Source organism: Williamsia sp. 1138, assembly GCF_002095435.2.
In the GTDB taxonomy this organism is placed as follows: domain Bacteria; phylum Actinomycetota; class Actinomycetes; order Mycobacteriales; family Mycobacteriaceae; genus Williamsia.
Map to the genome: position 1 here is coordinate 87,887 of NZ_MJEJ02000054.1, position 24,918 is coordinate 112,804.

The window sequence follows — 24,918 nt, forward strand, 5'->3', positions numbered from 1 at the left end:
TGACGTGCCGCGAATCGTGGACTACCGACTCGGTAATTGGTCGGTGGACCCGGGGACCGGCTGTGCCGGATCGTTTCCGAGAGCGACGATCGAGTTGTCGGCGTCGACGTGGACGACCTTCGGTTCGTGGACGATCACCTCGGCCTGCTCGAGTTGCAGAAACGACATGATGATCACGAGGTCTCCGGGATTGACCAGGTGTGCCGCAGCGCCGTTGATGCAGATGACTCCCGAATCGGCCGCTCCGGTGATCGCGTAGGTCTCCAACCGTGCACCGTTGGTGACGTCGACAACCTGGACCTTCTCGCCTTCCACCAGATCTGCCGCCCTCATGAGCGTCTCGTCGATGGTGATCGATCCGACGTAGTGCAGGTCGGCCTGGGTGACGGTGGCACGGTGGATCTTGCCGTTGACCAGAGTGCGGAGCATGGTTCTTTCCTCGAGGTTGGGGGGTGAACTGTGACGGTGAGTTCTCAGGTGACCTGACGCGCAACCGGTTCGGCCGCATCGCTTTCCATGGCATCTCGCAGGCTCTTGGGTCGCAGGTCAGTCCAGTGTTCCTCGACGAAATCGAGGCATGACTGACGACTCGTCTGCCCGCCTTGGCCGTGCACGATGTGCCAACCCTCCGGCACGGCCGCGAACGTCGGCCACAACGAATACTGTTCCTCGCCGTTGATCAGGACGTAGAACTTTCCGTCCTCGTCGTCAAAGGGATTGGTAGACAAGATTCTTTTCTCCTTCTGTGCGCGCGTCGCCGGTGTGGACGGCACGCTCCGCCGTCGCCTGCGACCTCTTGGTCGCGACGAATGATTCGACCAATTCACCGGAGCGGACGGCCAGATTGGACAGCAGGGTCGAGGTCAGCCCGTGGGTGTGCTCGGTGTTGCCCTGCAGGTAGATGCCGCCGGCGATCTTCCCGCTGGTCGCCACCCGATAGTCGCGGTCGACGACGGGTCGGCCCTTGTCGTCCACGTCGCAGGCGTCTGCCAGCGGACCGAGCAGGTCACCCAGACCGGTCGGCTCGAACCCGGTCGCGAAGACGACTGCGTCGCAGTCGAGATCGTCGACACCCTGCGAGGGTCGATGCGTGACCCGAACCGCCACACCGGTGTCGGTTTCGCGCACGCTGCTCATCTCTGACGCGCCGCGTACGAACAAGCGGCGCCGACCCGAAACCCGTTCGCCGTACTCACGCCGGTACAGCTCCTCGATCAGTGGAGGGTCAACAGCCGAGTAGTTGGTGCCGCGGTGGTAGCTGAGCAATTGCGCGCGAAGCTCTTCGGAGGATTGGTGGAAGTCGACGACGCCGTCCGGATCGAAGATTCGATTGGCGTACGGGCTGTCGTCGGCAGGTGTGTACCCGTATTTCCCGAACACCGCGTGGATCTCCGCGTCAGGATAGGACTCGTGCAGGTACGCTGCCACCTCCGCCGCACTCTGGCCGGCTCCGACGACCACGAGCCTCTGGTGCTGCAAGGGCGGGAGCTCCTGCAGGTGCTGCAGCAGCCGATGATTGTGGAATACGCGTTGTCCCAGTCGCACACCGTCAGGAACCTTCGCGCGCAGACCACCGGCCAACACCACGTTGCGCCCCTTGACGGAACGGGAATCGGAGACCTTGACCTCGAAGGTGTCCCCCGACCACGTCACCGAGTTCACCTCCGCGCCATAGGTGACCGGCAGATCGACCTTCCCCGCGGCCCACTCCAGGTAGTCGTGGAACTCCAGCCGGGTCGGGAAGAAGCTCTGCTGATTGATGAAGTCGGTCAACCTGCCACGATCAGAAAGGTATTTCAGGAACGAGAACTCGCTACACACGTCCCGTTGCGTGGCGAGGTCTTTCAGGAACGAGATCTGCATCGTCGTGCCGGGCAACAACATTCCTCGATGCCAGCCGAATCGCAGTTGCTTTTCCACAAAGCTGGCCGTGATCCGATCTGCAGGATCCGCCTGCTCATTGTGTTCGGAAATAGCGATCGCCAACGCAAGGTTCGATGGGCCGAAGCCCACGCCCACCACGTCGACCGGAGCACTGCTGTCGAAGCTCACGAATCGACTCCTCCTGCCGGGCTCACGCCTGAGCCCGCTCGATTGATCATTGTCGGACCTATCTCAATCAGCCTATTCTCAAGAAAGTATAAGCTATATTGGCCAGAACTCCTACGGCTCAGCGCGCTCGCTGACCGCGTTTGCTGACCTTGCCCACGGGCGTCCGCTCGAACTCATCGACCAGTTCGACCACATCCGGCAGCTTGTACGCAGCAAGACCTTTGTCCCGCAGAAACTTTCTGATTCCGGCCAACGTCAATGTCGACGTGTCACCGCCCTTGCGCGGCATCACAAACGCTTTGGTGCGCTCACCGAGCATCTCGTCAGGAATGCCCACGACGGAGACGTCGTGCACGGCGTCGAACGCGAGGATCAGGTTCTCCACTTCTTCAGGGGCGACCTTCTCTCCGCCCCTGTTGATCTGATCCTTCGAGCGGCCGACAACCGTCAGGTATCCGCGTTCGTCCTCGCGAACGATGTCCCCGGTCCGATAGAACCCGTCCGCCGTGAAACTCTGCGCGTTGTGCTCGGGCGCTCGGTAGTAGCCGCGGATGGTCGAGGGGCCCCGGGTCAGCAGATGCCCCGCGTCACCCCGAGCGACCTCGTGCCCGTCATCGTCGACGACGCGCACCTCGTCGGCGGCCAGGGTCGGTCGGCCCTGCCGCGTCGTGATCGTGTCCTCGTCTTCGTCGAGTCCGGTGAATGTCGTGAGCCCCTCGGCCATACCGAAACTCTGTTGGAGAACCGCCCCCAGTTCGGAGCGAACCCGACGCGCGGCTTCGGCGCTGAATCTCGCTCCCCCGACCCGCAGAACGCGAAGGCTCGTCAGGTCGTAGTCGTCCTTCAGCGAGGAGTTGAGCCAGACCATGGCGAGAGGAGGAACCACCGATACGTCGGTCACGGCGTGCTCGGCGATGAGCGGGAAGGCGACATCGGGACTACCGCTGAGGACCGGCACGATCGTGCCGCCCGCACTCAGGACACCGAGGAATCCGGGCGACCGCATGGCGAAGCTGTGACAGAGCGGCAGAACTACCAGCTGGACCGTGTCCCCGGTGATCGCGCACAGCTCGACGCTGGCCCGCACCGACGCCAGGTAGTCCTCGTGGGTGTGCGGTATCACTTTCGGCTGTCCCGTTGTGCCGCCGGACAATTGCAGGAAGGCGACGTCTGACGGCAACGACCGCCGCCGGCGGGTCGCGATGCCATGGGAGAGCAGTTCCTCCACATCGCGGCCTCCGCCGTCCGCGGACAGCACGACAGTGTGCTCCAACGTGGGCGACGACGCCGCGAGGTCCCGGGCCAACGCCGCGAAGTCGTTGCCTGCGTGCGATTCGATGGTTATGTACGCCCGGGCCTCGGTGAACTCCACGAAGTACTCGATCTCGTGACGTCGCAGCGCGGCGAGCGCCAACACCGGAATCGCCCCGACTTCGAAGAGCCCGAACAAGATCGGCACGTAGTCAGAGACGTTCGGCAGATGCAACACGACCCGATCGCCACGACCGATGCCCAGCCGGGAGAATCCGGCGGCGTAGCCGAGAACTCGTTGCCCCAACTCCGCGTAGGTGATCCGGCGCTCACCCGCGATGATCGCGATGTGGTCGGGAGCGCGATCGACGACCTCGAACAACATCTCACCGAGGGTCTGATCGGCCCAAATACCTTCCCTGCGATACCGGGCCGCGATCTCCTCGGGATAGGGGACGACGCCGTCGAGTACAAGTGGGGCGAGTTCAGGACGATCAGAGATGCCGGCGCTCATCGTGACACCCACGCGGACACATCGCCGGCGGGCGTCGCCGTATCTTCGAGGGCTGCGACGATCCTGTGCAGTGCCTCGGCACCGGCCCGGGCCACCTCGTGCGCCGGACGTTCGCGATAGCCCGGGTTGAAGATCTCGAGCGACAACGGTCCTCGGTATCCCCCGGCGAGGACCGAGGCGATGGGAGCGAGCAGGTTCATCTCACCTTCACCGGGAAAGCAGCGATGTCCTCGGCTCCATTGCTTGAGCTCCATGGACTTCCACGGCGCATCGGCCAGTTGGAAGAACCCCACCGACCCATGCGGAAGCGCGTCGACGGTGTCTGCACCCTCCCCGCGAGAGACCAGATGGAAGGTGTCCACCACCAGCTCCAGTCCTGGATGGTCTGCCTCGCGCAGCACCTCCCAGGCATCGACGACGGTGCTGATGTGGGTTCCCCAGGCCAGCGCCTCGAACATCACGGTCATACCGTGCTCAACCGCGTTGTCGCCCAGAGCCGCCAGCTGTTCCACCGACCGGTCCCTACTGCCATCCGCGTCGTCATCGGTGTTGGACACCACCAGGATCGAATCACAGCCGACCTCGTGCATCACCTCGAGTTCGCGTTCGAAGCGCGAGAGGACGTCCCTGAACTCGCGTCCGGAGACACCTTCGGCCCGCCGAAAAGGTTGGTACAGATCGATGCTCAGTCCGAGATCGGCGCACCGGCGGGCACATTCGCTCGTCGACAGCGCGGACTTTCGCAAGTCGTCGTCGAGCAGTTCGATGCCGTCGAAACCTGCCGCCGCGATCGCATCGATCTTCTCTTCGAGGCTCCCACCCAACGACACCGTCGCCATACAGGTCCTCATGCCTGCTCCGCGCGGGCCGCAGGCGCATCGGCACCCAGGATGACCTTGATCCAGGGACCGAGCGCAGGTTCGGCGGCGAGCGTCGGAAAGTCTGCGCCTGCAGAGCCTGCGGTGCGCCACTTCTCGATCAAAGACATCAGTCGGATGGAGTCGAGACCGGCATCGAACAGGTCCTCATCCATCGACAGGTTCGCCGGCGAAACACCGAGTGCGTCCGCTATGTCGGCGACGACCTGCTGCTGCGACAGAGTTGTCGACACATTCTGCTGACTCAATTCTCAGCTCCTTGTCTACGCCTCGTGGGTGGTCGGAGCACCACCGGACCACGCTGACGTTCACAAGGATAGCCTAGACAAATACTGGGTAATTGGGAAGTGTGCTGACGTCATCCTCACACCGGTGAACGAAAGGCTAGTTACCGACCTCGACCTTCAACTCCCACCGACATCGCCGCGACCGCGCGACCATGCCTTCCAGAGCGCCCCATAGCGTCCGCCGAGGGCCACCAGTTCTTCGTGCGTACCCACCTCGACGATGCGGCCTCGTTCCATGAAGGCGATTCGGTCCGCGCGCGCGGCTTGACTCAGTCGATGCGCGATGATCAGGGCAGAGCGACCGCGTAGCGCTGCCTGCGCCGACTCCTCGAGCACCCCTGCCCCGACACTGCCCGCGTCGGCCGTCGCCTCGTCGAGGATGGCCACCTTCGGGTCGAGCAAGACCAGCCGCGCCAGGGCGAGCTGTTGCGACTGCATCGGGGTGAGCTGGTGGCCTTCTTGCCCAACAGTCGTTTTCACGCCGTCCGAGAGCTGGCGTACCCACTTCGCGGCACCGACCACGTCGAGTGCCGACCACAGCTCGTCGTCGGTGGCGTCGGGCGCGGCCATCCGTAGATCGTCACCGAGCGTGCCCGCGAACACATGCACTTCCTGGGTGACCAGCGCGATCGACCGGGACAATTGGGTCGGATCGACCGTGGCGATGTCGACGCCTTCGAGGAGCGTCCGCCCGCGGGACGGTTGATGGATACCCGCCACGATGGCCGCGAGCGTGGTCTTGCCCGCACCCGACGATCCCACGACCGCCACGTGCTCGCCTGCAGCCAAGGTCAACGAGATGTCGTGCAGCACCGTGTGGTCGGCCGAGTAGCCGTGGGTGATCTCCTGCAATTCCAGCAGCGGCGCCGAAGCGTTGGTGGACCCGTCCGAGGTGGGGGCGACGATGGTCTTGGACTCCTCGATCACCCCGACGATGCGGCCGAGAGCGACGGCGCCGGACTGCAGGTCGTCGACGACGAAGAGCAGTTGCCCGATGGGGTCGAACAGCAGCAAGAAGAACAGCATGGCCGCGGTGACGGCACCGATGGTGAGGGCATCGGCATCCACAAGGGTGAATCCGACGATCAGAATGGTTGTCATCCCGATGAATTCGCCGAGGTTGACCCTGGCCCCGAGGCGGCTCTGCAGAACGCTCGCCCGCATCTCCCACCGGACGACCTCCCACGAATGTGAGTCGATCCGTCGGTTCAACGACTCCGAAAGCCGGAAGGCGTGCACCGATTCGAGCCCACGGATCGCGCCGAGCACGTGGTGGGCGCGATCGGCCGTCGAAGCCCGGACCGCGGCATACAGCCCCGGCGCGCGCCGCAGATACATGCGGATCCCGTTGATGTACACCGGCAGGATCACGACCAGCACGATCAAGAACCGCCAGTCGAGCGTGGCGAGACCGAGGAACGTGACGCCCACGGTGAAGGCCGCGGTCAGCAACGTCGGGACCGCCGAGCCGATGGCCTCGCTGACGGTGCTCACGTCGGCCGTCGCGCGCGACACCAGGTCGCCACTGCCCGCCGTCTCGACGCGATTGAGTTGCAGTCGCAGTGAAGCATCGATCATCGCTTCTCGTAGATTGGCAAGAATCGATTCGAAGATCTTCGCGGACAGCATCACCCCGAGACCGGCGAACGCAGCGGCACCGATCGCCGAGGCGGCCATGATCCCGGACAGGCGCCAGATTTCCGAGGCCTCGCCGTCGTCATTCGCGATATCGATGATGGTGCCGAGGGAGCGTGGGGTGACCAGGCCCAGGGCCGCCGCGACGGTCATGATCACGGCGAGCAGCACCAGTTGCCAGGTGTGCCTGCGCATTTCCCGCCCCAGGTAACCCATCGTCACCTTGAAGTCGGCGATCGCGAGTTTGTTGCCCGTGGGTGCCGCCGGCACTGTAGTGGCGCTCATCGCGAGCCTCCGTTCGAGTTCGCATACGCCGCCTGTGCGCCGGCGAGATCGCCCTGATAGACCAGGACCGCGCCGTCGAAGACGATCACCTGATCGGAAGCCTCCAGCAAGGCAGGTGAATTGCTGAAGACGACGGTGGTCCGCCCCTGCCGCGCCTGCGAGAGTCGCTGCGCGACGGTGGCCTCGGTGACCGAATCGACCGCGGTGGTCGGGTCGTCGAGTACGAGCACCGCGGAGTCGGCCGCAAGCGCCCTGGCAAGACTCACCCGCTGCCTCTGACCACCGGAGAGCATGCGTCCTGCCTCCCCGACCGGCGTGTCGAGACCGAGCGGCAGCACCTCGGCGACGTCATCACACGCGGCCGCGAAAATCGCCCTGGTGACCCGGGAGTCACGGTCCGGCAGGTCTCCCGCTCCGGCTCCGATGTTGTCGAGCACTGTTCCCTCGAAGAGATCGGGCGCGTGCGGCACGGCGCGAACCAGCTGCTGCGAGATGTCGTTGTCCAGGTCGAACAGGTCGACGTCACCCACCGTGACCCGTCCTGCCTCGGGAACGACTTTGCGGGCGAGCACCGACGTCAGGGCGTCGGTGGTCTCGGGTTCGCAGATGACGGTGATCAGACCCGACGGCGGCAACTCCAGATCGAGATCGTGGACGGGCCCGAGTGTGAAGTTCCGGAAGGCGACCGCGCCGCGCGCATCTCGCACGCGGCCGGTCTGCGCCGACGGCTCGGCCTGCAGCACCGACAGCACCCGCTTGGCACAGGGCACAGCGGTGTTCCAGACCGCACCGAAGTTGGTGCCCAGGTTGTTCAGCGGTCCCATGATGAACTGCGTCAGGCCCACCACCGTGATCAGCGCACCCAGGCTCATCGCCCCGTTCAGCGCCATCAGACCGGCGGCGATGCCGACTGCGACCACGAAGAGCGCCGAGACCATCTGCATGACACCGATGTACGCCCCCTGGGATCGTCCGGCCCGGACGGCGCCGTCCCTCGCTCGGCGGCTCGCAACCCGATAGCGCCGGCCTGCTTCGCCTTCGGCGCCGAGGCCCTTCACGATCCTGAAGCCCGCGACCAGGTCAGCGGCAGTCCCGGCGGCCTCACCGGCCGCCTCCTGCTCGTGCTCGGTGCGCGCGCGGAGTGGGCCACCGCTGAGGTCCAGAATCCACAGCAGCGTCGGAGCGCCGAGCAGGATTGCGAGCCCCAGCGGCCACGAGATGAACAGCAGCACACCACCTGCCACCAGCACCGCCGCCATCTCACCGACCGGGAACACGGCCAGGAACACCGCATACGAGAGGCGATTGACGTCCGAGGTCGCAATGTTCAGCGACACCCCCGGCAGTCGCGCCGGCCCGGCCATGCCCATCGGGTCGAGAATGCGGTCGGTCACGCGCATCCGGAAGTGATGCTCGACCATGGTCTGGCCGTAGACCGCCAACCGTTCACCGAAACGCCAGGTGTGGGACAGCAGCACGAAGTTCGCGGCGAGCGCGATCACCCAGATCACCAGGGACCCGACGTCGCCGGTCGCGACCGCACGGTCGATGGCGATGCCCATGATCACCGGGACGAGTGCCTCACCGACAAAGTGGCCGATCATCAGGACCATCGCGGGCAGGGTGTACTTGCCGGCACCGAAAACGGTCCGCACGGCCAGTTGTCGCGGTGTGGTCTCCGCGTCGACCCTGATCTCTTTGCCGCGGACAGGATCAGCCGGCGGAACGAACCAGACCGGCCATCGGGTGCCGGATCTGTATGAGTCGGATTCCTCCTGACGCAACATCGCGTCGGTGTCCACTACATTCCCCCAGCCGTTGTTTGTGAGCGTGACCACCACCCTAGAACGCTAAGGGTCTCCTTACTTGCTGGGGTCTCCCGAGCCTCGCGCCGGACCCGATCCGGTTCACGATCCCGTCGTACCGCCGTACGTCGCGATCTTGTACTCGGTGGCGACGAGTGAGAACTGCAGTTCCCGGATCTGCCTGCGGATCGTGTCGCGGTGCTCCAGCAGGATGTCGAGCCGTTCGGGAACTGTGTCGTCGCCGCGATCGACGAGTTCGACGTAGTGCTGCAGATCGCGCATCGGCATACCCGACAGTCGCATCCGGGTGAGGAAGACGAGCCTGCGCACTGCGGCCGCGTCATACCGCCGGTGCCCGTTGGCGTCTCGGTCCACGGTGATCAATTCGGCGCGTTCGTAGTAGCGCAGCGTGTGGGCGGTGATCCCGAGCATGTCTGCGACGTCGGCGATCGGCAGCGGTTCGGTCACCGTGCTCGCGTCGATGAGGTCGTGTACCACCTCGATGGTCTTAGGATCATCGACATCGCCGAGGGCGGCGAGCGCCCGGCTCATCAGATCGTCGGTTGCCATCTGATCACGGTAGTCCCGGCCGCCCGATCAGACCGGCCGTACCGATTCCGGCACACCCGGGAAGTCGGCACCCGCCGAGACCTCGGCGTACGCCTCCAATTCAGCCAGCCCGCTGCGGTACGAATCACCGATCCGGCGCACGGCCTCGCGGCCCAGTGCGATGCGCAGCGGAGCGGTCTCCGCGTCGACCAGCGTGCGGATGATCTCGGCAGCGCGAGCAGGATCACCCTCCTGCTTGCCGTCCACCGCGAGCATGTCGGCCCGGATGGCGCCGAGCAGGTCACCGTACGTCGACGACGACGGTGCGAACTCGAGGACGTCAGCAGCGTTGAATCCGGTACGAAAACGGCTCGGCTCCACGATGAGGACCCGGATACCGAACGGCGCGACCTCCCCGGCCAACGCCTGCGACCAGCCTTCGAGGGCGAACTTCCCGGCCGAATAGGAACCGGCGCCGGGGAACGAGACCCGCCCACCCTGACTGCTGATCTGCACGATGACGCCGGCCGACTTCTCCCGCATCCCTGGCAGCACCGCCCTGGTCAGCGCAGCAGGGCCCAGGAGGTGCTGATCGATCATGTCCCGCAGCCGGGCATCATCGACCTCTTCCGCGGCGCCGATCTGACCCACACCCGCGTTGTTGACCAGCACGTCGACTCGGCCGAAGCGGGCAATGGCCTGGTCGACGAGCCCCGCCGCGGACGTCGTGTCGCGGACGTCGAAAGCGATCGGCAACAGCGAATCCGGGTACTGCGCGACGAGGTCGTCCAGGCGCTCGGGTCTCCGCATCGCGGCGACAACGGTGTCGCCTGCGGCGAGTGAGGCCTCGGTGAGTGCACGTCCGAATCCCGATGATGCTCCGGTGATGAGCCAGTTCTTTGTCATGGGAGTGAAGCTATGGCTTCGAGCGCGCTCGAACGCAAGTCCGGTGCGGCTGGTTACAGGCCTGCCCTCTCGAGGGCGTCGTCGAACTCCTCGCTGGCGATCTTCTCACTCTTGCCCTCGGCAATCGCCGTCGAGTACACCGAGAACAGTTCGGCACCAACCTCTTCGAACTTGCGGGCCCAGGCCTCGCCGTCGAAGCGCCAGTAGCCGATGATGTCGCACTGATCGGCCTTCCATCCGTACTGCTTGCGTAGGTGCTTGCGAGCCGTCCGCGACGCCTTGGCCTCGGCAGCGAACCAGCAGTAGCCGCGGCCGTCCGTGTGCACGAACTCCTCGACGGCGTCACCGAGCCTGCTCTCGCCGAATCCGTTGCCACTGCCCACTTTTGCGATCACCTCGACGTCGGCACGCTTCGGCAGGTACGCGAGATCCGCGTCGTCGCACACCTCGACGATGGCCGTCACCCGGGGATTCGCGGGAAGCTCCTCGATGATGCGGGCGAGCGCGGGCAGTCCGGCGAGATCGGCCACCAGCAACTGCCATTCGGTGGTGGGCTCCGGCCGATACCAGGACCGGGCGTAGGACATCGCGACCTCCTCGCCGATCTCCGCGCGCTGAGCCCACAGGGTGGCAGTGCCGTGATCGTGCACCACGAAGTCGATGGTCATCACGCCCGTCGACCGGTTCAGGTGGCGGACGGAGTAGTTCCGCCCTTCGGGCATCGGATCGATGTCGTAGTAGCTCCAGACACCGTCACGGTTCTCCATCGCAGGCGCCTTGCGCTCGCCGGGCTCAGGAAAATAGATCCCGACGGCCGCGTCGGCCACATCCGGCACCTGCAGCTGGACGAGATCGTCGACTGCGAAGACGATTCGGATCAGCCGGGGGTTCAGCGCTGTCTTCTCGACAACGCGTCCAAACGAAAATCCCATGCAGTGAAGGCTACCCTAACCCCCTTCGGCGCGGTCACGTAGTTGCGGCTCCAGCCCTCTCCACGCCCCGACCAGTGCTAACTTCACAGCTGGCCGAGAGCGAGCCAGATCACACCGGAAGGCAGGCGTATGAGCCGGCGCGGCGCCACCCGTTCACCAGCGAAATTCCTGCGTCTTGCCACGATCATCTCGACTTTCGGCGGCCTGCTGTTCGGCTACGACACCGGCGTCATCAACGGCGCCCTGCCGTACATGGCCGAAAAGGACCAGCTGAATCTGACGTCGTTCACCGAGTCCTTGGTGGCCAGTTCGCTCATCTTCGGGGCCGCGGTCGGCGCGATCGCGGGCGGCCGTCTCGCCGACCGGTATGGACGTCGGCGCAACATCATCGGCCTGGCGGTCATCTTCTTCTTCGCGACCCTCGGCTGTGTCTTCGCCCCCTCGATGGAGGTGATGGTCGCCTTCCGGTTCGTGCTCGGCCTCGCGGTCGGCGGCGCGTCGGTCACCGTACCCACCTATCTCGCCGAGATGTCACCGGCCGAGAAACGCGGGCGGATGGTCACCCAGAACGAGCTGATGATCGTCAGCGGGCAACTTCTCGCCTTCACGTTCAACGCGATTCTCGCGAACCTCACCGAGGACAACCACGTCTGGCGCTACATGCTGGTCATCGCCACGCTGCCGGCCCTGGTGCTGTGGTTCGGCATGCTGATGATGCCCGAGAGTCCGCGCTGGCTCGGCAGGCAAGGTCGGACCGGCGACATGCTGCGCGTCCTCTATCAGGTGCGCGAGGAGCAACAGGCCCGGACCGAGGCCGACGAGATCACCCGGATGGCCGAGGAAGAAAAGTCGACGGTCACGTTGCAGTGGACCGTCCTGCGCGACGTCCCGTGGATCCGGCGGGTGCTGGTGATCGGCTGCGGCATCGCGGTCGTCCAGCAGATCAGCGGGGTGAACTCGATCATGTACTACGGGACGCAGATCCTGGAGGACTCCGGTTTCGACAAGGACGCCGCCCTCACGGCCAACATCGCGAACGGTGTCATCTCGGTGGCGGCCACGTTCGTCGGGATCTGGTTGCTGGGCAAGGTGGGTCGCCGGCCCATGTTGATGGTCGGCGTCGCCGGTACTGCCACGGCGCTGCTGCTGATCGGGATCTTTTCGCTGGTCCTGCCGTCTGGGACGGGCCGCGCGTTCGTCGTACTGACCCTGACGGTGACGTTCTTGGCCTTCCAGCAGGGGGCGACGTCGCCTGTCACCTGGCTGATGCTCTCCGAGATCTTCCCGCTCGAGATCCGCGGCTTCGCGTTCGGCGTCACCGGCTTCGTCCTCTGGATGGTGAACTTCGGGGTCGGCTTCTTCTTCTTGCAACTCGTCGACTGGTTCAGCATCTCCACGACGTTCTTCATCTTCTTCGTCCTGGGCTGCTGCGCGTTCACCTTCGTGAAGTTGTATCTGCCCGAGACCAAGGGCCGGACACTGGAATCGCTCGAGACCGAGTTCACCGAGAAGTACGGCGACGACGAGAGCACCGGCAAGCCGCGGAGTTATCTCCAGACCTAGCTCACCGGGGCCAGAATTTAGGTAACTCCGACTGAGCTACAGGGTCGGGGGTCGTGCAGCTCAGCCGGAGTTACTTGGTTCATCGCAGAGTTCTGCCAGGGCGTTACACACTCGACAAAACTTTTTTCCCGCCTCCCCGAAATGGGGCCTTTTGGCGGACCCCACCAGGGGTTTTATTCGCCAAAAGGCCCCATCTTCGGGAGGGTCAGCCTTCGATGATGGCGGTGACGCCCTGTCCGCCGGCGGCACAGATCGAGATCAGCGCGCGGCCGCCACCGTTCTCCTTGATCTGCTTCGCTGCCTGGGCGACGATCCGGCCACCGGTCGCGGCGAACGGGTGTCCCGCAGCCAACGACGAGCCGTTGACGTTGAGCTTGGCGCGATCGATCGAGCCGAGTGCCTTGTCGAGGCCGAGGCGTTCTTTGCAGTAATCCTCGGATTCAAACGCCGCGAGGGTGCAGAGCACCACCGACGCGAAGGCCTCATGGATTTCGTAGAAGTCGAAGTCCTGCAGGGTCAGGCCATTGCGCTCGAGCAGCCGCGGGATGGCGTAGGTCGGGGCCATCAACAGGCCGTCGGGCCCGTTGACGTAGTCGACTGCAGCGGTCTCGACGTCCACCAGGTACGCGAGCACCGGCAGCTTCTTCTCCGCAGCCCACTCGTCGGTCGACAGCAACACCGCCGATGCACCGTCGGTCAACGGGGTCGAGTTGCCCGCGGTCATGGTCGCGTCGCCGAGCGAGACGCCGAAGACCGGCTTGAGGGTCGCCAGCTTCTCGACCTTGCTGCCCGGACGCAGGTTCTGGTCGCGGGTCAGACCCTGGAACGGGGTGATCAGATCGTCGAAGAACCCGCGGTCGTACGCTGCCGCCATCTTCTGGTGGCTGGCCGCGGCGAGCTCGTCCTGGTCCTCGCGCTTGATGCCGAACTCCTTGGCGGTGATGGCCGCGTGGTCGCCCATCGACATCCCGGTGCGTGGTTCGCCGTTGCGGGGGATCTCGATGCCCAGCGAGGTCGGGAGCTTGGCGACGGCCTTGAGCCGGTCAGCCAGGCTGCGCGCCCGGTTCACCTGCAACATCACCTGGCGCATGTCCTCGGAAACCCCGATGGGCGCGTCCGACGTGGTGTCGACGCCGCCGCCGATACCGGCCTCGAACTTGCCGGTGGCGATGCCGTCGGCGACCGCGGAGATCGCCTGCAGGCCGGTGCCGCAGGCCTGCTGCAGATCGAAGGCAGGCGTGTACGGCGACAGCGCCGAACCCAGCACCGATTCCCGGATCAGGTTGAAGTCGCGCGAGTGCTTGAGCACCGCGCCGCCGGCGACCATGCCGAGGCGTTCACCCTGCAGGCTGAACCGGCTGATCAGGCCGTCGAGGGTGGCAGTGAACATGTCCTGATTGCTCGCGCGGGCGTACGCACCATCCTGGCGCGCGAACGGAATCCGGTTGCCACCGACGATCGCGACCGGCCGCACGCTGCGGGTCTTGCGCGATGTGGTCGCAGCCCCACTGGTTTCTGTCGGCCCGTTGTTTGTGGGCTCATTGCTCGTCGACACTGTGGCTCTCCCATGTAGTGGATGACTCGTATAGCGTATTCTTACTCGCGAGTAAGTTAGTTGTCGACTCCGCCCGGGACTACCCCTGATGGGCGGCGGAAAACAACTTCAGATGCCGTCAGCGACCTAGGAGTGCTTCGTGTCAGCCACTGGAACCACCGACCTGTATTCGACGTTCGTCAGCTCCGGACCCGGATCGTTCATCGCCGGCAAGGTCGGCCTGCCCCAGCCGCCGGTCCTGCGCCGTTACAAGGCAGGCGAACCGGCTCTGTCCGGGCCCGTCCTGCTCGGCGGCAACGGCCGGCTGATCGAACCGCTGCGCGAGATCCTCGGCGATCCCGACAGCGGATATGAACTGATCACGAACAACACCGGGGGCCGGGGTGCGGACAAGCTCGGCGCCGTCGTGCTCGACGCGACCGGGATCACCCAGTCCTCGGAGCTCTCGCTGCTCTTCGAGTTCTTCACCCCGACCCTGCGTTCCACCGGCAACTCGGCGCGCTTCGTGGTCATCGGCACCACCCCCGAACTGATCAAGAACCCGAACGAGCACATCGCCCAGCGCGCCCTCGAAGGCTTCACCCGCTCCCTCGGCAAGGAGCTGCGCAAGGGTGCCACGGCACAGCTCGTATACGTCTCCCCCGACGCCAAGACCGGCCTGTCCGGCCTTGAGTCGACACTGCGGTTCATCCTCTCGGCCAAGTCGGCCTTCGTCGACGCCCAGGTCATCCGCGTCGACGAAAAAGATGCCGTCGCGCCGGCCAGCTGGGACAAGCCGCTGCAGGGCAAGGTCGCCGTGGTCACCGGAGCCGCCCGCGGTATCGGCGCCACCATCGCCGAGGTGCTCGCCCGTGACGGCGCCCACGTCATCGCCGCGGACATCCCCGCTGCGGGCGATGCCCTGTCGGCGACCGCGAACAAGGTCGGCGGCACCGCGCTGCCCCTCGACGTCACAGCCGCCGACGCAGGCAAGAAGCTCGCCGAGCACGTCCTCGAACGTCACGGCGGCGTGGACATCATCGTGAACAACGCGGGCATCACCCGCGACAAGCTGCTCGCCAACATGGACGACGCTCGCTGGAGTTCGGTCATCGGCGTGAATCTCATTGCGCCGCAGCAGCTCGTCGACGACCTGGTCGAGGCGGGCGCACTGCGTGAGGGTGGCTCGGTCATCGACGTGTCGTCCATCGCGGGTATCGCGGGCAACCGCGGGCAGACCAACTACGGCACCTCGAAGGCCGGGGTGATCGGCCTCGTCGACGCCTACGCGCCGATCCTGGCCGAGAAGAAGATCACCATCAACGCGGTCGCCCCGGGCTTCATCGAAACCGCCATGACCGCCGCGATTCCGCTGGCCACCCGCGAGGTGGGCCGTCGCATCAGCTCGCTGCAGCAGGGCGGTCAGACCGTCGACGTCGCAGAGACCGTCGCATACTTCGCCAATCCGGCGTCGAGTGCGGTCACCGGCAACGTCGTCCGGGTCTGCGGCCAGAGCATGCTGGGTGCCTGATATGGCCAAAACCATTGCACTGAAGGAGTTCCCGGGGACCGCCGATATCTACCGGCGGGCCATCATCGGGATGCTGCCGGTGGTCGGCAAGTCGGGGAAGGTATCCCCCGACGCCACCCTCCCCGACACCGAGCTGACGCTGTCCGGCGTGAAGGTCGACCTCGATCAGCTCGCCAAGTACTGCGCCGCGACGGGTCAGCGGTTCGGCGACACGCTCCCGCTGACGTTCCCGTTCGTCCTCCAGTTCCCGCTGGTCATGAAACTGCTTGTCGCAGGCGACTTCCCGTTGACGGCCATCGGCTCGGTCCACATCGAGAACACCATCGAGCGGTTCCGGCCGATCGGGGTCACCGAGCCGCTGACGATCACCACGCACGCCGAGAACCTGCGCGAACACCGCAAGGGCATGCTGGTCGACGCGATCTCAGAGTTCGCCGTCGGCCACGAGCCGGTCGCCAGGCAGACCGCGACGTTCCTGAGTCAGCAGCGCACCAGCCTGTCCGGTGGGCCGCGACCCGAGGCCCCGAAGGATCATCGCCCGCCGCCGCCGGATGCGAAACTGAAGGCGGATCTGGGGCTGATCCGGCAGTACGCGGCAGCCAGCGGTGACCGCAACCCGATCCACATGAGCGATCTGGGCGCCAAGGCGTTCGGCTTCCCACGGGCCATCGCCCACGGTATGTGGACCGCCGCACGCGTGGTCGCGAACGTCGAGGGGCGGCTGGACGACACGGTCACCTACAACGTGCGGTTCGGCAAGCCGGTCATCCTGCCCGCGACGGTGAACGTGTACACCACACAGGTCGAGGGCGCGGGGGCCGGCGCGTTCGACATCTCGGTGCTCAACCCGAAGAAGGGTTACCCGCACCTCACCGCAACCCTCCGGTAATCCCGATGATGGGGCCTTTTGGCGACGCCCACCTGGGCTTTTGTTCGCCAAAAGGCCCCATTTTCGGGCTCTAGGGGCGGTCGCCCGCGAGGCCGCGCCAGCCCATGGACACCATGAGGTCGGCAGCGGTGTCGAGATCGATGTCCCCTTCGGAGATACGGTCGGCCACTGCCTCACCGGCACCGACCAGCGCGACGGCCATCAGTTCGAAATCGGTGTCACTCGGATGCGGAACCGTGGTCCCGCGGCGCAGCAGGTCGGCGACCATCTCGATCAGTCGCGCACGACTCGCGGCGACGAGACCTGCGAAGTTGGCCTGGCCGGTGGCGAGACGATAGAGCACCCGCCACGACTCCTTGTTGTCGTGGACGTACCGCAGGAAGTCGTAGATGACGGTGCGGGCCTGATCGTGCTGGCGGAGATTAGGGTCGAAGCCGGCGCTCATCGCTTCGATGAAACGGCCACCCTCGCGGTTGATACAGGCCCCGAACAGTTCGTCCTTGGATCCGTAGTAGAGATACAGCATCGGCTTGCTGATGCTGGCCTGTGCCGCAATGGCATCCATCGAGGTCTCTCGAAAGCCGTTGGCGGCGAACACCTGTACGGCCGCATCGAGCATCTGCTGCTCGCGGACGGCGCGCGGCAGGCGCTTCGTTCCTCCGGCCACAACAACCACTCTTTCTGCCAGTTTCTGGACACACGGACGTCCGGACTACCTTACCAGCCGGTAAGTTTCGGGTTCCCGAAGTGGGGAATCGTCGTCGCATCTGCCCGTCGGGCAGGTCGGCGGTCGAGCATTCTCAGCAGTCGAGCACACCCTTCGCGCGGAGCACCCGCACCACCGACTCGTCCACCTGCGTGGCAGACAACTCTCCGGCCTTCACGGCCGTGGTCAGCGTATCGAGCACCGCGGGCACCTTGTCGGTGGACAGCCAGAGCGCGATGTCGGCGCCTGCGGACAACGCGAGGGTCGCAGCCTTCTCGATGCCGTACTTGGCGCTGATCGCCGCCATGCCCGACAGATCGTCGGTGAAGATCGGACCGTCGAAGGGCTTGCCGCCGTAGCCGGTGCCGTCGCGGAGCAACGACATCGCCGGCTCACTGATGCTCGCCGGGGTGTCCGGACCGGTCAGACCCGGGACGATGAGATGCCCCACCATCACCCCGACCCCGGGCTGGATCAGCGTGCGATAGGGGACGAGATCGTCGTCTTGCAGCTCGTCGAGCGGCGGGGTCGCGACAGTGCCGGTATGCGAATCGCCGGATCCGTGACCGTGACCCGGGAAGTGTTTGAACACCGGCATGATGCCTGCATCCTGGAGGCCGTGAGCGTAGGCATTCGCGTACTGGGTCACGACCTCGGGGTCGTCGCTGAACGAACGGTCGCCGATGACCTCGTCGTCGGATTCGTCGCTGACGTCGGCGACCGGCGCGTAGTCGACGGTGACGCCGAGCTCCTTCATCTTCTGACCCTGGGCTTTTGCCAGCGCACGAACCTGCGCCGGCGTATCGGTCTGCGCGAGTTCCCGGGCCGACGGGCTGTCGATCCCCAACGACGACAGCCGGGACACCCTGCCGCCCTCCTGGTCGACGGTGACCATCACCGGGGTCTTCGCCGCATCCTGCACCGTCTCGATGCCGCCGTCGGACAGAATCGACAGATCGGTCCAGCTGCCGATGAACACGCCGCCGATCTGTTCGGTCTGCACGACGTCGAGCGCATCAGCGGTCCCGGTGACACCGACGACCAGCAGCTGGGCCAGCTTCTGCCGCAGTGTCATCGACTCGAGCTCGTCGTCACCACACGACACCGGCGACACCGCAGGCGATGAGGACACCGGGGCACTCGAGGCCGTCCTGCTCGAGTAGGCCGAGGTCGGCGGGATCTCCGGACCGCCGTCACCGTTACTGCAGGCTGCCAGGACCGATGCCACCGCTGCTGTCAACGCCACCAGGCTTCTGGACCGCCGACGACCGGAGTACGGCCGACGACGGGAGGACTGCTCGGGGGAAAACATGCGTCGAGTCTTGCACGGGCCACTGATGTGACGGACGTTACATTTGCCGGGTATTCTCGAAGTCCTAGGCCCCTGCGGGAGGAAAAGCCATGTCCGGTCCGAACGGTGACACCAAGCAAGACACGATCAGGGACACCAAGCAAGACACGATCATGATCGCCTACGACGGCAGCGAGAACGCCGATCGTGCGATCGACTACGCGGGACGTTTTCTGGCCTCCCATCGCGCCTACGTCGTGACGGCGTGGGAGTCGGGGGTCCACCAGAGTGCTCGGCTGTCGGCCCTGTCAGGCGGGATGCAGCCGGTGCTCCATTCGGTCGTCGACCAGGACATCGACGATGCACTGCATGTCGACGCCCGTACCCGCAATTCCCGGGGCGTCGCGCGGGCCCGAGCGGCGGGACTGGCCGCCGAGGGCCGCCTCGCCGAGGTCGATTCGACGGTGTGGGGTGCGTTGGTGGACGCCGCGGACTCTCTCGACGTCGACATCCTCGTCACCGGAACCCGCGGTTCGTCAGGTTTGCGAGCGCTCCTGCACAGCAGTGTCGCCGAGCACGTACTGAAGCACTGCCACCGCCCGGTGCTCGTAGTCCCCGCCGGGTGTGCCCGCCGCGGCGAGGGCGCGGTCGCCGGCCAGAAGGCGGCTGACCGGAAGAGCAAGGCCCGGGTGGTAACTTCGCAGCCATGATGAACAACCGCCTGATCGCCGGCGCCGTCGCCGGCCTCCTCGGCGTGGTCGTGGCCATTGGAGCGGTGTTCCTCGGTGGCGTCTTGACCTCTGAGGACAAGCCAGCAACCGATGTGAACAGCTTCAACGCCGACAGCGGATTCGTTCAGGGCTCGGTCGACTACGGAACAAGGGACAACGCCGGAGTCACAAACTGACCAAACGGGGACTGCTTTGTGCAGCTCTGTGGGCGCTGTTGGCGTCATTCGCCCAATCGCCCGGCCTGATCGCCGCCGACACCAAACTCGACCTCACCGCCGACCCACTCGGCTTTCTCGGTCGCGCCGCGCATCTGTGGTCGTCTGTCGCTCCCCTCGGCCAGGTGCAGAATCAGGCCTACGGATACTTCTTCCCGCATGGGGCCTTCTTCGCCGCCGGTGATCTGCTCTCCCTCCCGCCCTGGGTGACGCAGCGCCTGTGGTGGGCTCTGTTGCTGTGGGTCGGCTTCGTGGGATTCGTCCGTCTCGCCGACGCGGTGGGTGTCGGCTCACGGTGGTCGCGGATCTTCGCCGCGGTGGTCTTCGTCGCGAGCCCACGGGTACTGACGACCATCGGATCGATCTCCTCCGAGACACTGCCGGTGATGCTGGCCCCGTGGGTGCTGGCTCCCGTCGTCGTCGCCCTCAACCACACGGATCCGCGAAAGAATCTGCGGCAGCTGGCTTTCCAATCCGCCTGCGCACTGGCGCTGATGGGCGCGGTGAACGCGGTCGCCACACTTGCCGCGGCGTCGGTCGCCGGGCTGTGGTGGCTGCTGCACACCCCGATCAAGGGACCGGCCGCACGCTGGCTGCGATTCGGTGGCTGGTGGGCGCTCGGGGCCGCGGCGGCCTGCCTGTGGTGGGTCGTCCCGCTGCTCATCCTGTCCCGGGTCAGCCCGCCGTTCCTGGATTACATCGAATCCTCTCGAGTGACAACGGAATGGGTGTCGCTGACCGAGGTGCTGCGCGGCACGAGTGCCTGGACGCCGTTCGTCTCCCCGGAGCGGGTTGCGGGAGCGAGCCTGGTCACCCAGCCGGTCGCGGTGCTCGCCACCGGGTTGCTCGCGGCGGCGGGACTGACCGGGCTCGCCATGCGGGCGATGCCCGGACGCGGCCGCCTGATCACCATCCTGATCGTCGGCCTGCTGATGATCTGCCTCGGCTATCCCGGCCAGCTCGGGTCGCCTCTCTCGGAGTCGGTGCGCGTATTCCTCGACGACGCGGGCGCACCGTTGCGCAACGTCCACAAGTGGGACCCACTGATCCGGATCCCGCTGGCACTGGGCATCGCTCACCTGCTGGCCCGCGTCCCCACACCGGACGTCGCGGGCTGGCGCACCACCGGCCGCGCGTTCGCCCACCCGGAGCGTTCGCGGCCGGTGGCGGCCGCGATCGTGGTCCTCGTGGCCGCGCTCGCAACCGGTTCGATGGTCTGGACGGCGTCATTGTCGGCGCCGGGCTCCTACAGCTCGATTCCGTCATATTGGAACCAGACGGCCCAGTGGCTGAAGGACAACGGTGCCGACCAGAATCGACGAGCGCTGGCGGTTCCGGGTTCGCCGTTTGCCAACCAGACCTGGGGTCTGACCCGGGACGAACCGCTGCAGGTCCTCGCCGACGAACCGTGGGCGGTACGGGACGCGATCCCGCTGACGCCCCCCGGCGCCATCAGGGCCCTGGATTCGGTGCAGCGTGCGATCGCCGCCGGACGACCGCTCCCCGGCCTCGCCGCCACGCTTGCTCAGCAAGGCATTTCGTACGTGGTCGTACGCGCCGACCTCGATCCGTCCACCTCGAGATCCGCGCGACCGATCCTGGCCCACAATGCGATCGCTGGCTCGCCGGGTATGACTCCGGTTGCGCAGTTCGGACCCGAGGTCGGCCCACCCCGGATCGACGACGTCGTCTCCGACGACGGGCTGCGCCCGACAATGCCTGCGATACAGATCTTTCAGGTCGAATCGGACGTCGCGTTCCCCGGCACCCGACCCTCCACAGTGGCCCTGAACCAAATGCCCAGGGTGTCCGGTGGACCTGAATCCCTGGCATCTCTTCAGAATGCGGCGGCACTGAGCGGCGAGCCACCAATGGGGCCCGTCCTGCTGCAGACCGATGCCCGGCGTGCCGGACTTGCCGATGTGCCGATGATCGTCACCGACTCCCCCACCGATCGTGAAGTCGACTTCGGGCGGGTCGACGATCACAGTTCTGCAATCCGAGCGCCCGGCGATCCACGACTGACCCAGAACGCCGCGACCGACTACCCGGTCGACGGCCAGCCTCTGGTGCAGGGCGACTGGCTGCTCGACGGCGAGCCCGGCCAATTGTCTGTCAGCGCATCCGGGTCGGCCTCAGACGCAACACAATTGGGTCAGAGCGCACCCGGCAGCTCACCGGCGGCTGCATTCGACGGCAACCCGAACACCGCGTGGGTCAGCCGCGGACTCGACTCCGCCGTGGGACAGTGGTTACAGCTCGACTTCACCAGACCACGGGAGCGGCTGGCCCTCGACGTCACCGTCGGCAAGGCGCTCGGCGCCGGCGTCAGCACCCTGCTGATCACCACCGAGGCAGGGAGCACCGTGGCCACCCGTGTGACCGCGGGTGAACCCACGTCCGTGGTGCCACCCAGCGGTCCGACCCGGTGGGTGCAGATCAGGGCCATCGGCACCGACAACGGTACGGCCGGAAACCAGTTCGCGATCTCGGAGATCGAGCTCCGCGATGCCGCCCGGGCACGCACGCTGCCCATCCGCCACCGGGTCGTACTACCGGAGTTGGTGGCCGGTCAACAAATCGCCGGGTGGACCCTGGCCCCCGAGCTACCGGGCCGCGACGCGTGTGTTCCCGACCGCGATGTCACCCGATGTTCGGGCGCACTGGGACTCGCCCCCGAAGAACCCGGGATCTTCGGCCGGGTGTTGTCGGTACCGAGCCCGGTGGCGGTGACGCCCTCGATCACGCTGACCGCCAACCCTTCCGAGGAACTCAATCGACTACTGACCGGACCTGATCAGATCGTCGCAACCGCGCCGTCGGCGAGCACCGACCCTCGCGGCAACGCGGGCGCGGCCGTCGACGGTGACCCCGGCACCACCTGGGTCGCGCGCGACAACGGCGACGGCGCAGAGCGGCCGACGATCGAACTCACGCTGCCGAGTCCACGGGAGGTCGACGGACTCCAGTTCGCCCTTCCCAGTGGACAGTTCCCGGCCCGACCGGTGGTGGTGGGGATCGATCTCGGCAACGGACGTCAGGTACGGGAGATCCCCGCCGATGGCCGAATCACACTCGATCCCCATCTCACCTCGACGATCTCGATCACCGTCCTCGAGAAGGAGGAGGTCCTCGACGTCAACAGCCTCGGGTTCGCTGCCATCGCGCCGTCGGGGATCTCCGAGATCACCGTCCTGGGCGGCGCGGCGACCCCGCCGGACCCCGACCGACCGATCGAGGTCTCCTGTTTCGACGGACCGGGTCTGACCATCGCCGGTAGCGTGCAGCGCTTTTCACTGCAGACCACAGCAGCAGTCTTGTCCTCGGGAGCACCGGTCCGTGCACAGGCCTGCGATCAACGGCCCGTCGACCTTCCCGCCGGCGAGCAGGAACTCGCGGTCAATCCCGGTCCGGCCTTCACCGTCGCCGGGGTCGAGCTCACGGCAACAGACCTCGGAAACGCAAGCGCCGTAGCGGGTGCCCCACCTGCACCGGTGACGGTGAACAGATGGAATGCCACCGATCGCAGCATCACGGTCGCCGACGAAAGCGACGAACGCGTCCTGATCGTGCCGGAGAGCACCAATCCCGGATGGAAAGCGCATGCGGGGGACGACGAACTGCAGCCCATCGTCGTCAATGGCTGGCAGCAGGGCTGGATCGTGCCCGCAGGTTATGCCGGTGCCATCGATCTGACCTTCCCGCTCGACCAGCCCTACCGGTGGGCCATCGGGGGCGGACTCGTCCTGCTGGCCCTCCTGCTGGTCTGCACGTTCGTCCCGGCCCGTCGAGCGCCGGTGTCGCTGCCGGTGGCCCGCCCGGTCGACGGCCGCGCAGTGATGCCCGTGCTGCTCGCCGCAGTGGTCTACCTGCTCACCGGTCCGATCGCGCTGGCCGTGGCAACGGTCGTCGCCATCGCCGTCACCGCCGCACCTCTTGTCTTTCGATCACTGCGCGGCAGGCAGTGGACTCCTGCGCTCGTGGCGTTGTTGATGACCGCTGCCGGATTCGGTCTCGCGGCCGGGCCGTGGCGGTCATCGCTCGGATACAACGGCTGGGACTGGTGGGTGCAGCTACCGGCTCTGTTGGCGGTAGTGCTCGTCGCTTGGCACGCGATCAGACTGCCGCGATGGTTGATCCGGGCGAACCTGCGCCGTCGCCGACGCTGACGCAGCGCGTTGTTCGGAGCGACGCAGCCACCGCCGCGCCGGATCCTCGATCCACGAGTAGCTCGCCGCCGAGACCCCGATCGTGAGCAACAGCGTCAGGCACCAGACCACCATCATCGAACCGGAGAACGGGATGACCCCGGCCAGCGGGAAAACCGCGGCCAGGACCGCGAGATGCCAGATGAAGATGGCATACGACCACCGGCCCAGGGCCTGCATCGGCGCCGAGTCCAATATCCGGTGAGCCCGGGGTGGTCCCAGAACCAGTGGTCCGAGCAACGCGAACCCGAGAATCGCACCCAGCACCATCTTGACGGCGAACTGCCAGGGCGCCAGCGGGGCCAGCCCGGTGGGCCCGGCGAGTTCGGTGCAGGACAACGCGAACGCCACCGCTGCGACGCCCGCCATCAACCAGGGTCGCGACCCCGTCCGCGCGACGACACCCCCGGACCTCGACACCACCAGCTCGGCCAGGATCAGACCGCTGACGAACCACGGCAGATGACCCGGTAGCCAGTTCTTGGCCTCGACGCCTGCAGCCAGCGGCAGTGCGTCGGCGACCCAGGCCCACCCCAGGCTGAGCACAGCCGCAGCGGACAACACCGGTATCCGCCACCGCGCCTGTCGCCCGCGTAACCGCACGAGCAGCCAGGCGAACAGCGGCAGCGCCAGGTAGAAGCTGACCTCGACCGACAGGCTCCACATCTGGGTCAGCCCTGCCGTCAACGACAGCGGCACGAAAACTTGGGTGAGGGTCAGGTTCGCCAGCCACACGGTGGCGCCGGCGGGCCGGGCGTCGGGCAGCAACATCAGGACGACGACCACGACCACGACGTACGCGGGCCAGATACGAACGACGCGATGGCGCAGGTAACGGGCCACTCCAGGGGGCTTGTGCGCGACATCGTGCGCGGCGACCGCATGCGGACGCCACAGCAGGAACCCCGACAGCGCGAAGAAGAGTGCCACCGCCATGTCGAAGCGACCCCAGATCGCCCCGAGGACACTGCCGTCCACCGCGCCCGTCTGGAAGGCGACATGGGTGGTCATGACACCGACAGCCGCCAACGCACGCATGCCTTCGAGCGCGGGCACGAAGGCAGCCGGGGCACCGACCTGCCGCTGGGGACGCATGGTCAGCCAATGTACCGGCCACGATGGCCGTCGGTCGGACCTCGGTGCCGGGGGCAGAGCT

Annotated in this window: 21 protein-coding genes; 6 read left to right on the top strand and 15 right to left on the bottom strand. The window is 66.2% G+C overall.

Annotation, left to right across the window (positions count from 1 at the left end):
• Positions 1–21 precede the first annotated feature (21 nt).
• From panD to BH683_RS26780, 11 genes are all read right to left on the bottom strand, one after another.
• Positions 22–429, bottom strand: a complete 408-nt coding sequence (gene panD, locus BH683_RS26730) for an aspartate 1-decarboxylase (protein ID WP_084839334.1) — start codon at positions 427–429, stop codon at positions 22–24.
• 44 nt (positions 430–473) lie between these two features.
• The gene (locus BH683_RS26735; protein WP_084839335.1) at positions 474–728 is read right to left on the bottom strand and encodes an MbtH family protein; all 255 of its coding nucleotides are present in this window, start codon (positions 726–728) and stop codon (positions 474–476) included.
• The gene (locus BH683_RS26740; protein ID WP_084839336.1) at positions 709–2,052 is read right to left on the bottom strand and encodes a SidA/IucD/PvdA family monooxygenase; all 1,344 of its coding nucleotides are present in this window, start codon (positions 2,050–2,052) and stop codon (positions 709–711) included. The genes BH683_RS26735 and BH683_RS26740 overlap by 20 nt, the downstream gene beginning before the upstream one ends.
• Before the next feature lie 118 nt (positions 2,053–2,170).
• On the bottom strand, positions 2,171–3,817 hold the full coding sequence (locus BH683_RS26745; protein ID WP_084839605.1) for an AMP-binding protein: 1,647 nt from the start codon (positions 3,815–3,817) through the stop codon (positions 2,171–2,173).
• Positions 3,814–4,668: a sugar phosphate isomerase/epimerase family protein gene (locus tag BH683_RS26750; protein WP_084839337.1), complete on the bottom strand. Its 855-nt coding sequence runs from the start codon at positions 4,666–4,668 to the stop codon at positions 3,814–3,816. Before BH683_RS26750 ends, BH683_RS26745 begins: the two co-directional genes overlap by 4 nt.
• Positions 4,665–4,943, bottom strand: coding sequence for a phosphopantetheine-binding protein (locus tag BH683_RS26755; RefSeq protein ID WP_246833616.1), 279 nt, complete (start codon positions 4,941–4,943; stop codon positions 4,665–4,667). Before BH683_RS26755 ends, BH683_RS26750 begins: the two co-directional genes overlap by 4 nt.
• A 156-nt stretch (positions 4,944–5,099) precedes the next feature.
• Positions 5,100–6,902 (bottom strand): ABC transporter ATP-binding protein, encoded by a 1,803-nt coding sequence (locus BH683_RS26760; protein WP_084839338.1) that lies wholly within the window; start codon positions 6,900–6,902, stop codon positions 5,100–5,102.
• On the bottom strand, positions 6,899–8,743 hold the full coding sequence (locus BH683_RS26765) for an ABC transporter ATP-binding protein (protein ID WP_246833617.1): 1,845 nt from the start codon (positions 8,741–8,743) through the stop codon (positions 6,899–6,901). Before BH683_RS26765 ends, BH683_RS26760 begins: the two co-directional genes overlap by 4 nt.
• Positions 8,744–8,809: 66 nt before the next feature.
• The gene (locus BH683_RS26770; protein ID WP_084839339.1) at positions 8,810–9,277 is read right to left on the bottom strand and encodes a MerR family transcriptional regulator; all 468 of its coding nucleotides are present in this window, start codon (positions 9,275–9,277) and stop codon (positions 8,810–8,812) included.
• Positions 9,278–9,304: 27 nt separating this feature from the next.
• On the bottom strand, positions 9,305–10,162 hold the full coding sequence (locus BH683_RS26775; protein WP_084839340.1) for an SDR family NAD(P)-dependent oxidoreductase: 858 nt from the start codon (positions 10,160–10,162) through the stop codon (positions 9,305–9,307).
• 53 nt (positions 10,163–10,215) lie between these two features.
• Entirely contained in the window at positions 10,216–11,094 is an 879-nt protein-coding gene (locus BH683_RS26780) for a siderophore-interacting protein (protein ID WP_084839341.1), read from the bottom strand.
• A 129-nt stretch (positions 11,095–11,223) separates the two neighbouring features.
• Between BH683_RS26780 and BH683_RS26785 the strand changes: the two genes are divergently transcribed.
• Entirely contained in the window at positions 11,224–12,657 is a 1,434-nt protein-coding gene (locus BH683_RS26785) for a sugar porter family MFS transporter (RefSeq protein ID WP_084839342.1), read from the top strand.
• A gap of 205 nt (positions 12,658–12,862) precedes the next feature.
• Here BH683_RS26785 and BH683_RS26790 read toward each other — a convergent pair whose 3' ends face one another.
• Positions 12,863–14,212 carry an acetyl-CoA C-acetyltransferase gene (locus BH683_RS26790; RefSeq protein WP_084839343.1) on the bottom strand — a complete coding sequence of 450 codons (1,350 nt, stop codon included), beginning with the start codon at positions 14,210–14,212 and terminating at the stop codon, positions 12,863–12,865.
• Between the two features lie 139 nt (positions 14,213–14,351).
• Here BH683_RS26790 and BH683_RS26795 point away from each other — a divergent pair, with 139 nt between their 5' ends.
• Together BH683_RS26795 and BH683_RS26800 are read left to right on the top strand one after the other, a co-directional pair.
• Positions 14,352–15,722, top strand: coding sequence for a 3-oxoacyl-ACP reductase (locus tag BH683_RS26795; RefSeq protein WP_084839344.1), 1,371 nt, complete (start codon positions 14,352–14,354; stop codon positions 15,720–15,722).
• Between the two features lies 1 nt (position 15,723).
• Positions 15,724–16,611 carry a MaoC/PaaZ C-terminal domain-containing protein gene (locus tag BH683_RS26800; protein WP_084839345.1) on the top strand — a complete coding sequence of 296 codons (888 nt, stop codon included), beginning with the start codon at positions 15,724–15,726 and terminating at the stop codon, positions 16,609–16,611.
• 70 nt (positions 16,612–16,681) lie between these two features.
• Here BH683_RS26800 and BH683_RS26805 read toward each other — a convergent pair whose 3' ends face one another.
• Positions 16,682–17,278 (bottom strand): TetR/AcrR family transcriptional regulator, encoded by a 597-nt coding sequence (locus BH683_RS26805; protein ID WP_084839608.1) that lies wholly within the window; start codon positions 17,276–17,278, stop codon positions 16,682–16,684.
• Positions 17,279–17,411: 133 nt separating this feature from the next.
• Complete coding sequence (locus BH683_RS26810; protein WP_084839346.1) at positions 17,412–18,629, bottom strand: glycoside hydrolase family 3 N-terminal domain-containing protein; 1,218 nt, start codon at positions 18,627–18,629, stop codon at positions 17,412–17,414.
• 89 nt (positions 18,630–18,718) lie between these two features.
• On the opposite strand from BH683_RS26810, the gene BH683_RS26815 reads away from it, so the two are divergent.
• The 3 genes from BH683_RS26815 to BH683_RS26825 are packed head-to-tail and all read left to right on the top strand — an operon-like array spanning position 18,719 to position 23,723.
• The gene (locus BH683_RS26815) at positions 18,719–19,318 is read left to right on the top strand and encodes a universal stress protein (RefSeq protein ID WP_084839347.1); all 600 of its coding nucleotides are present in this window, start codon (positions 18,719–18,721) and stop codon (positions 19,316–19,318) included.
• Positions 19,315–19,515 (top strand): DUF2613 domain-containing protein, encoded by a 201-nt coding sequence (locus BH683_RS26820; RefSeq protein ID WP_084839348.1) that lies wholly within the window; start codon positions 19,315–19,317, stop codon positions 19,513–19,515. Before BH683_RS26815 ends, BH683_RS26820 begins: the two co-directional genes overlap by 4 nt.
• 38 nt (positions 19,516–19,553) lie before the next feature.
• The gene (locus BH683_RS26825) at positions 19,554–23,723 is read left to right on the top strand and encodes an alpha-(1->3)-arabinofuranosyltransferase (RefSeq protein WP_246833618.1); all 4,170 of its coding nucleotides are present in this window, start codon (positions 19,554–19,556) and stop codon (positions 23,721–23,723) included.
• Here the strand turns inward: BH683_RS26825 and BH683_RS26830 are convergent.
• On the bottom strand, positions 23,628–24,857 hold the full coding sequence (locus BH683_RS26830; protein WP_084839350.1) for an acyltransferase: 1,230 nt from the start codon (positions 24,855–24,857) through the stop codon (positions 23,628–23,630). The genes BH683_RS26825 and BH683_RS26830 overlap by 96 nt on opposite strands.
• Positions 24,858–24,918 lie beyond the last annotated feature (61 nt).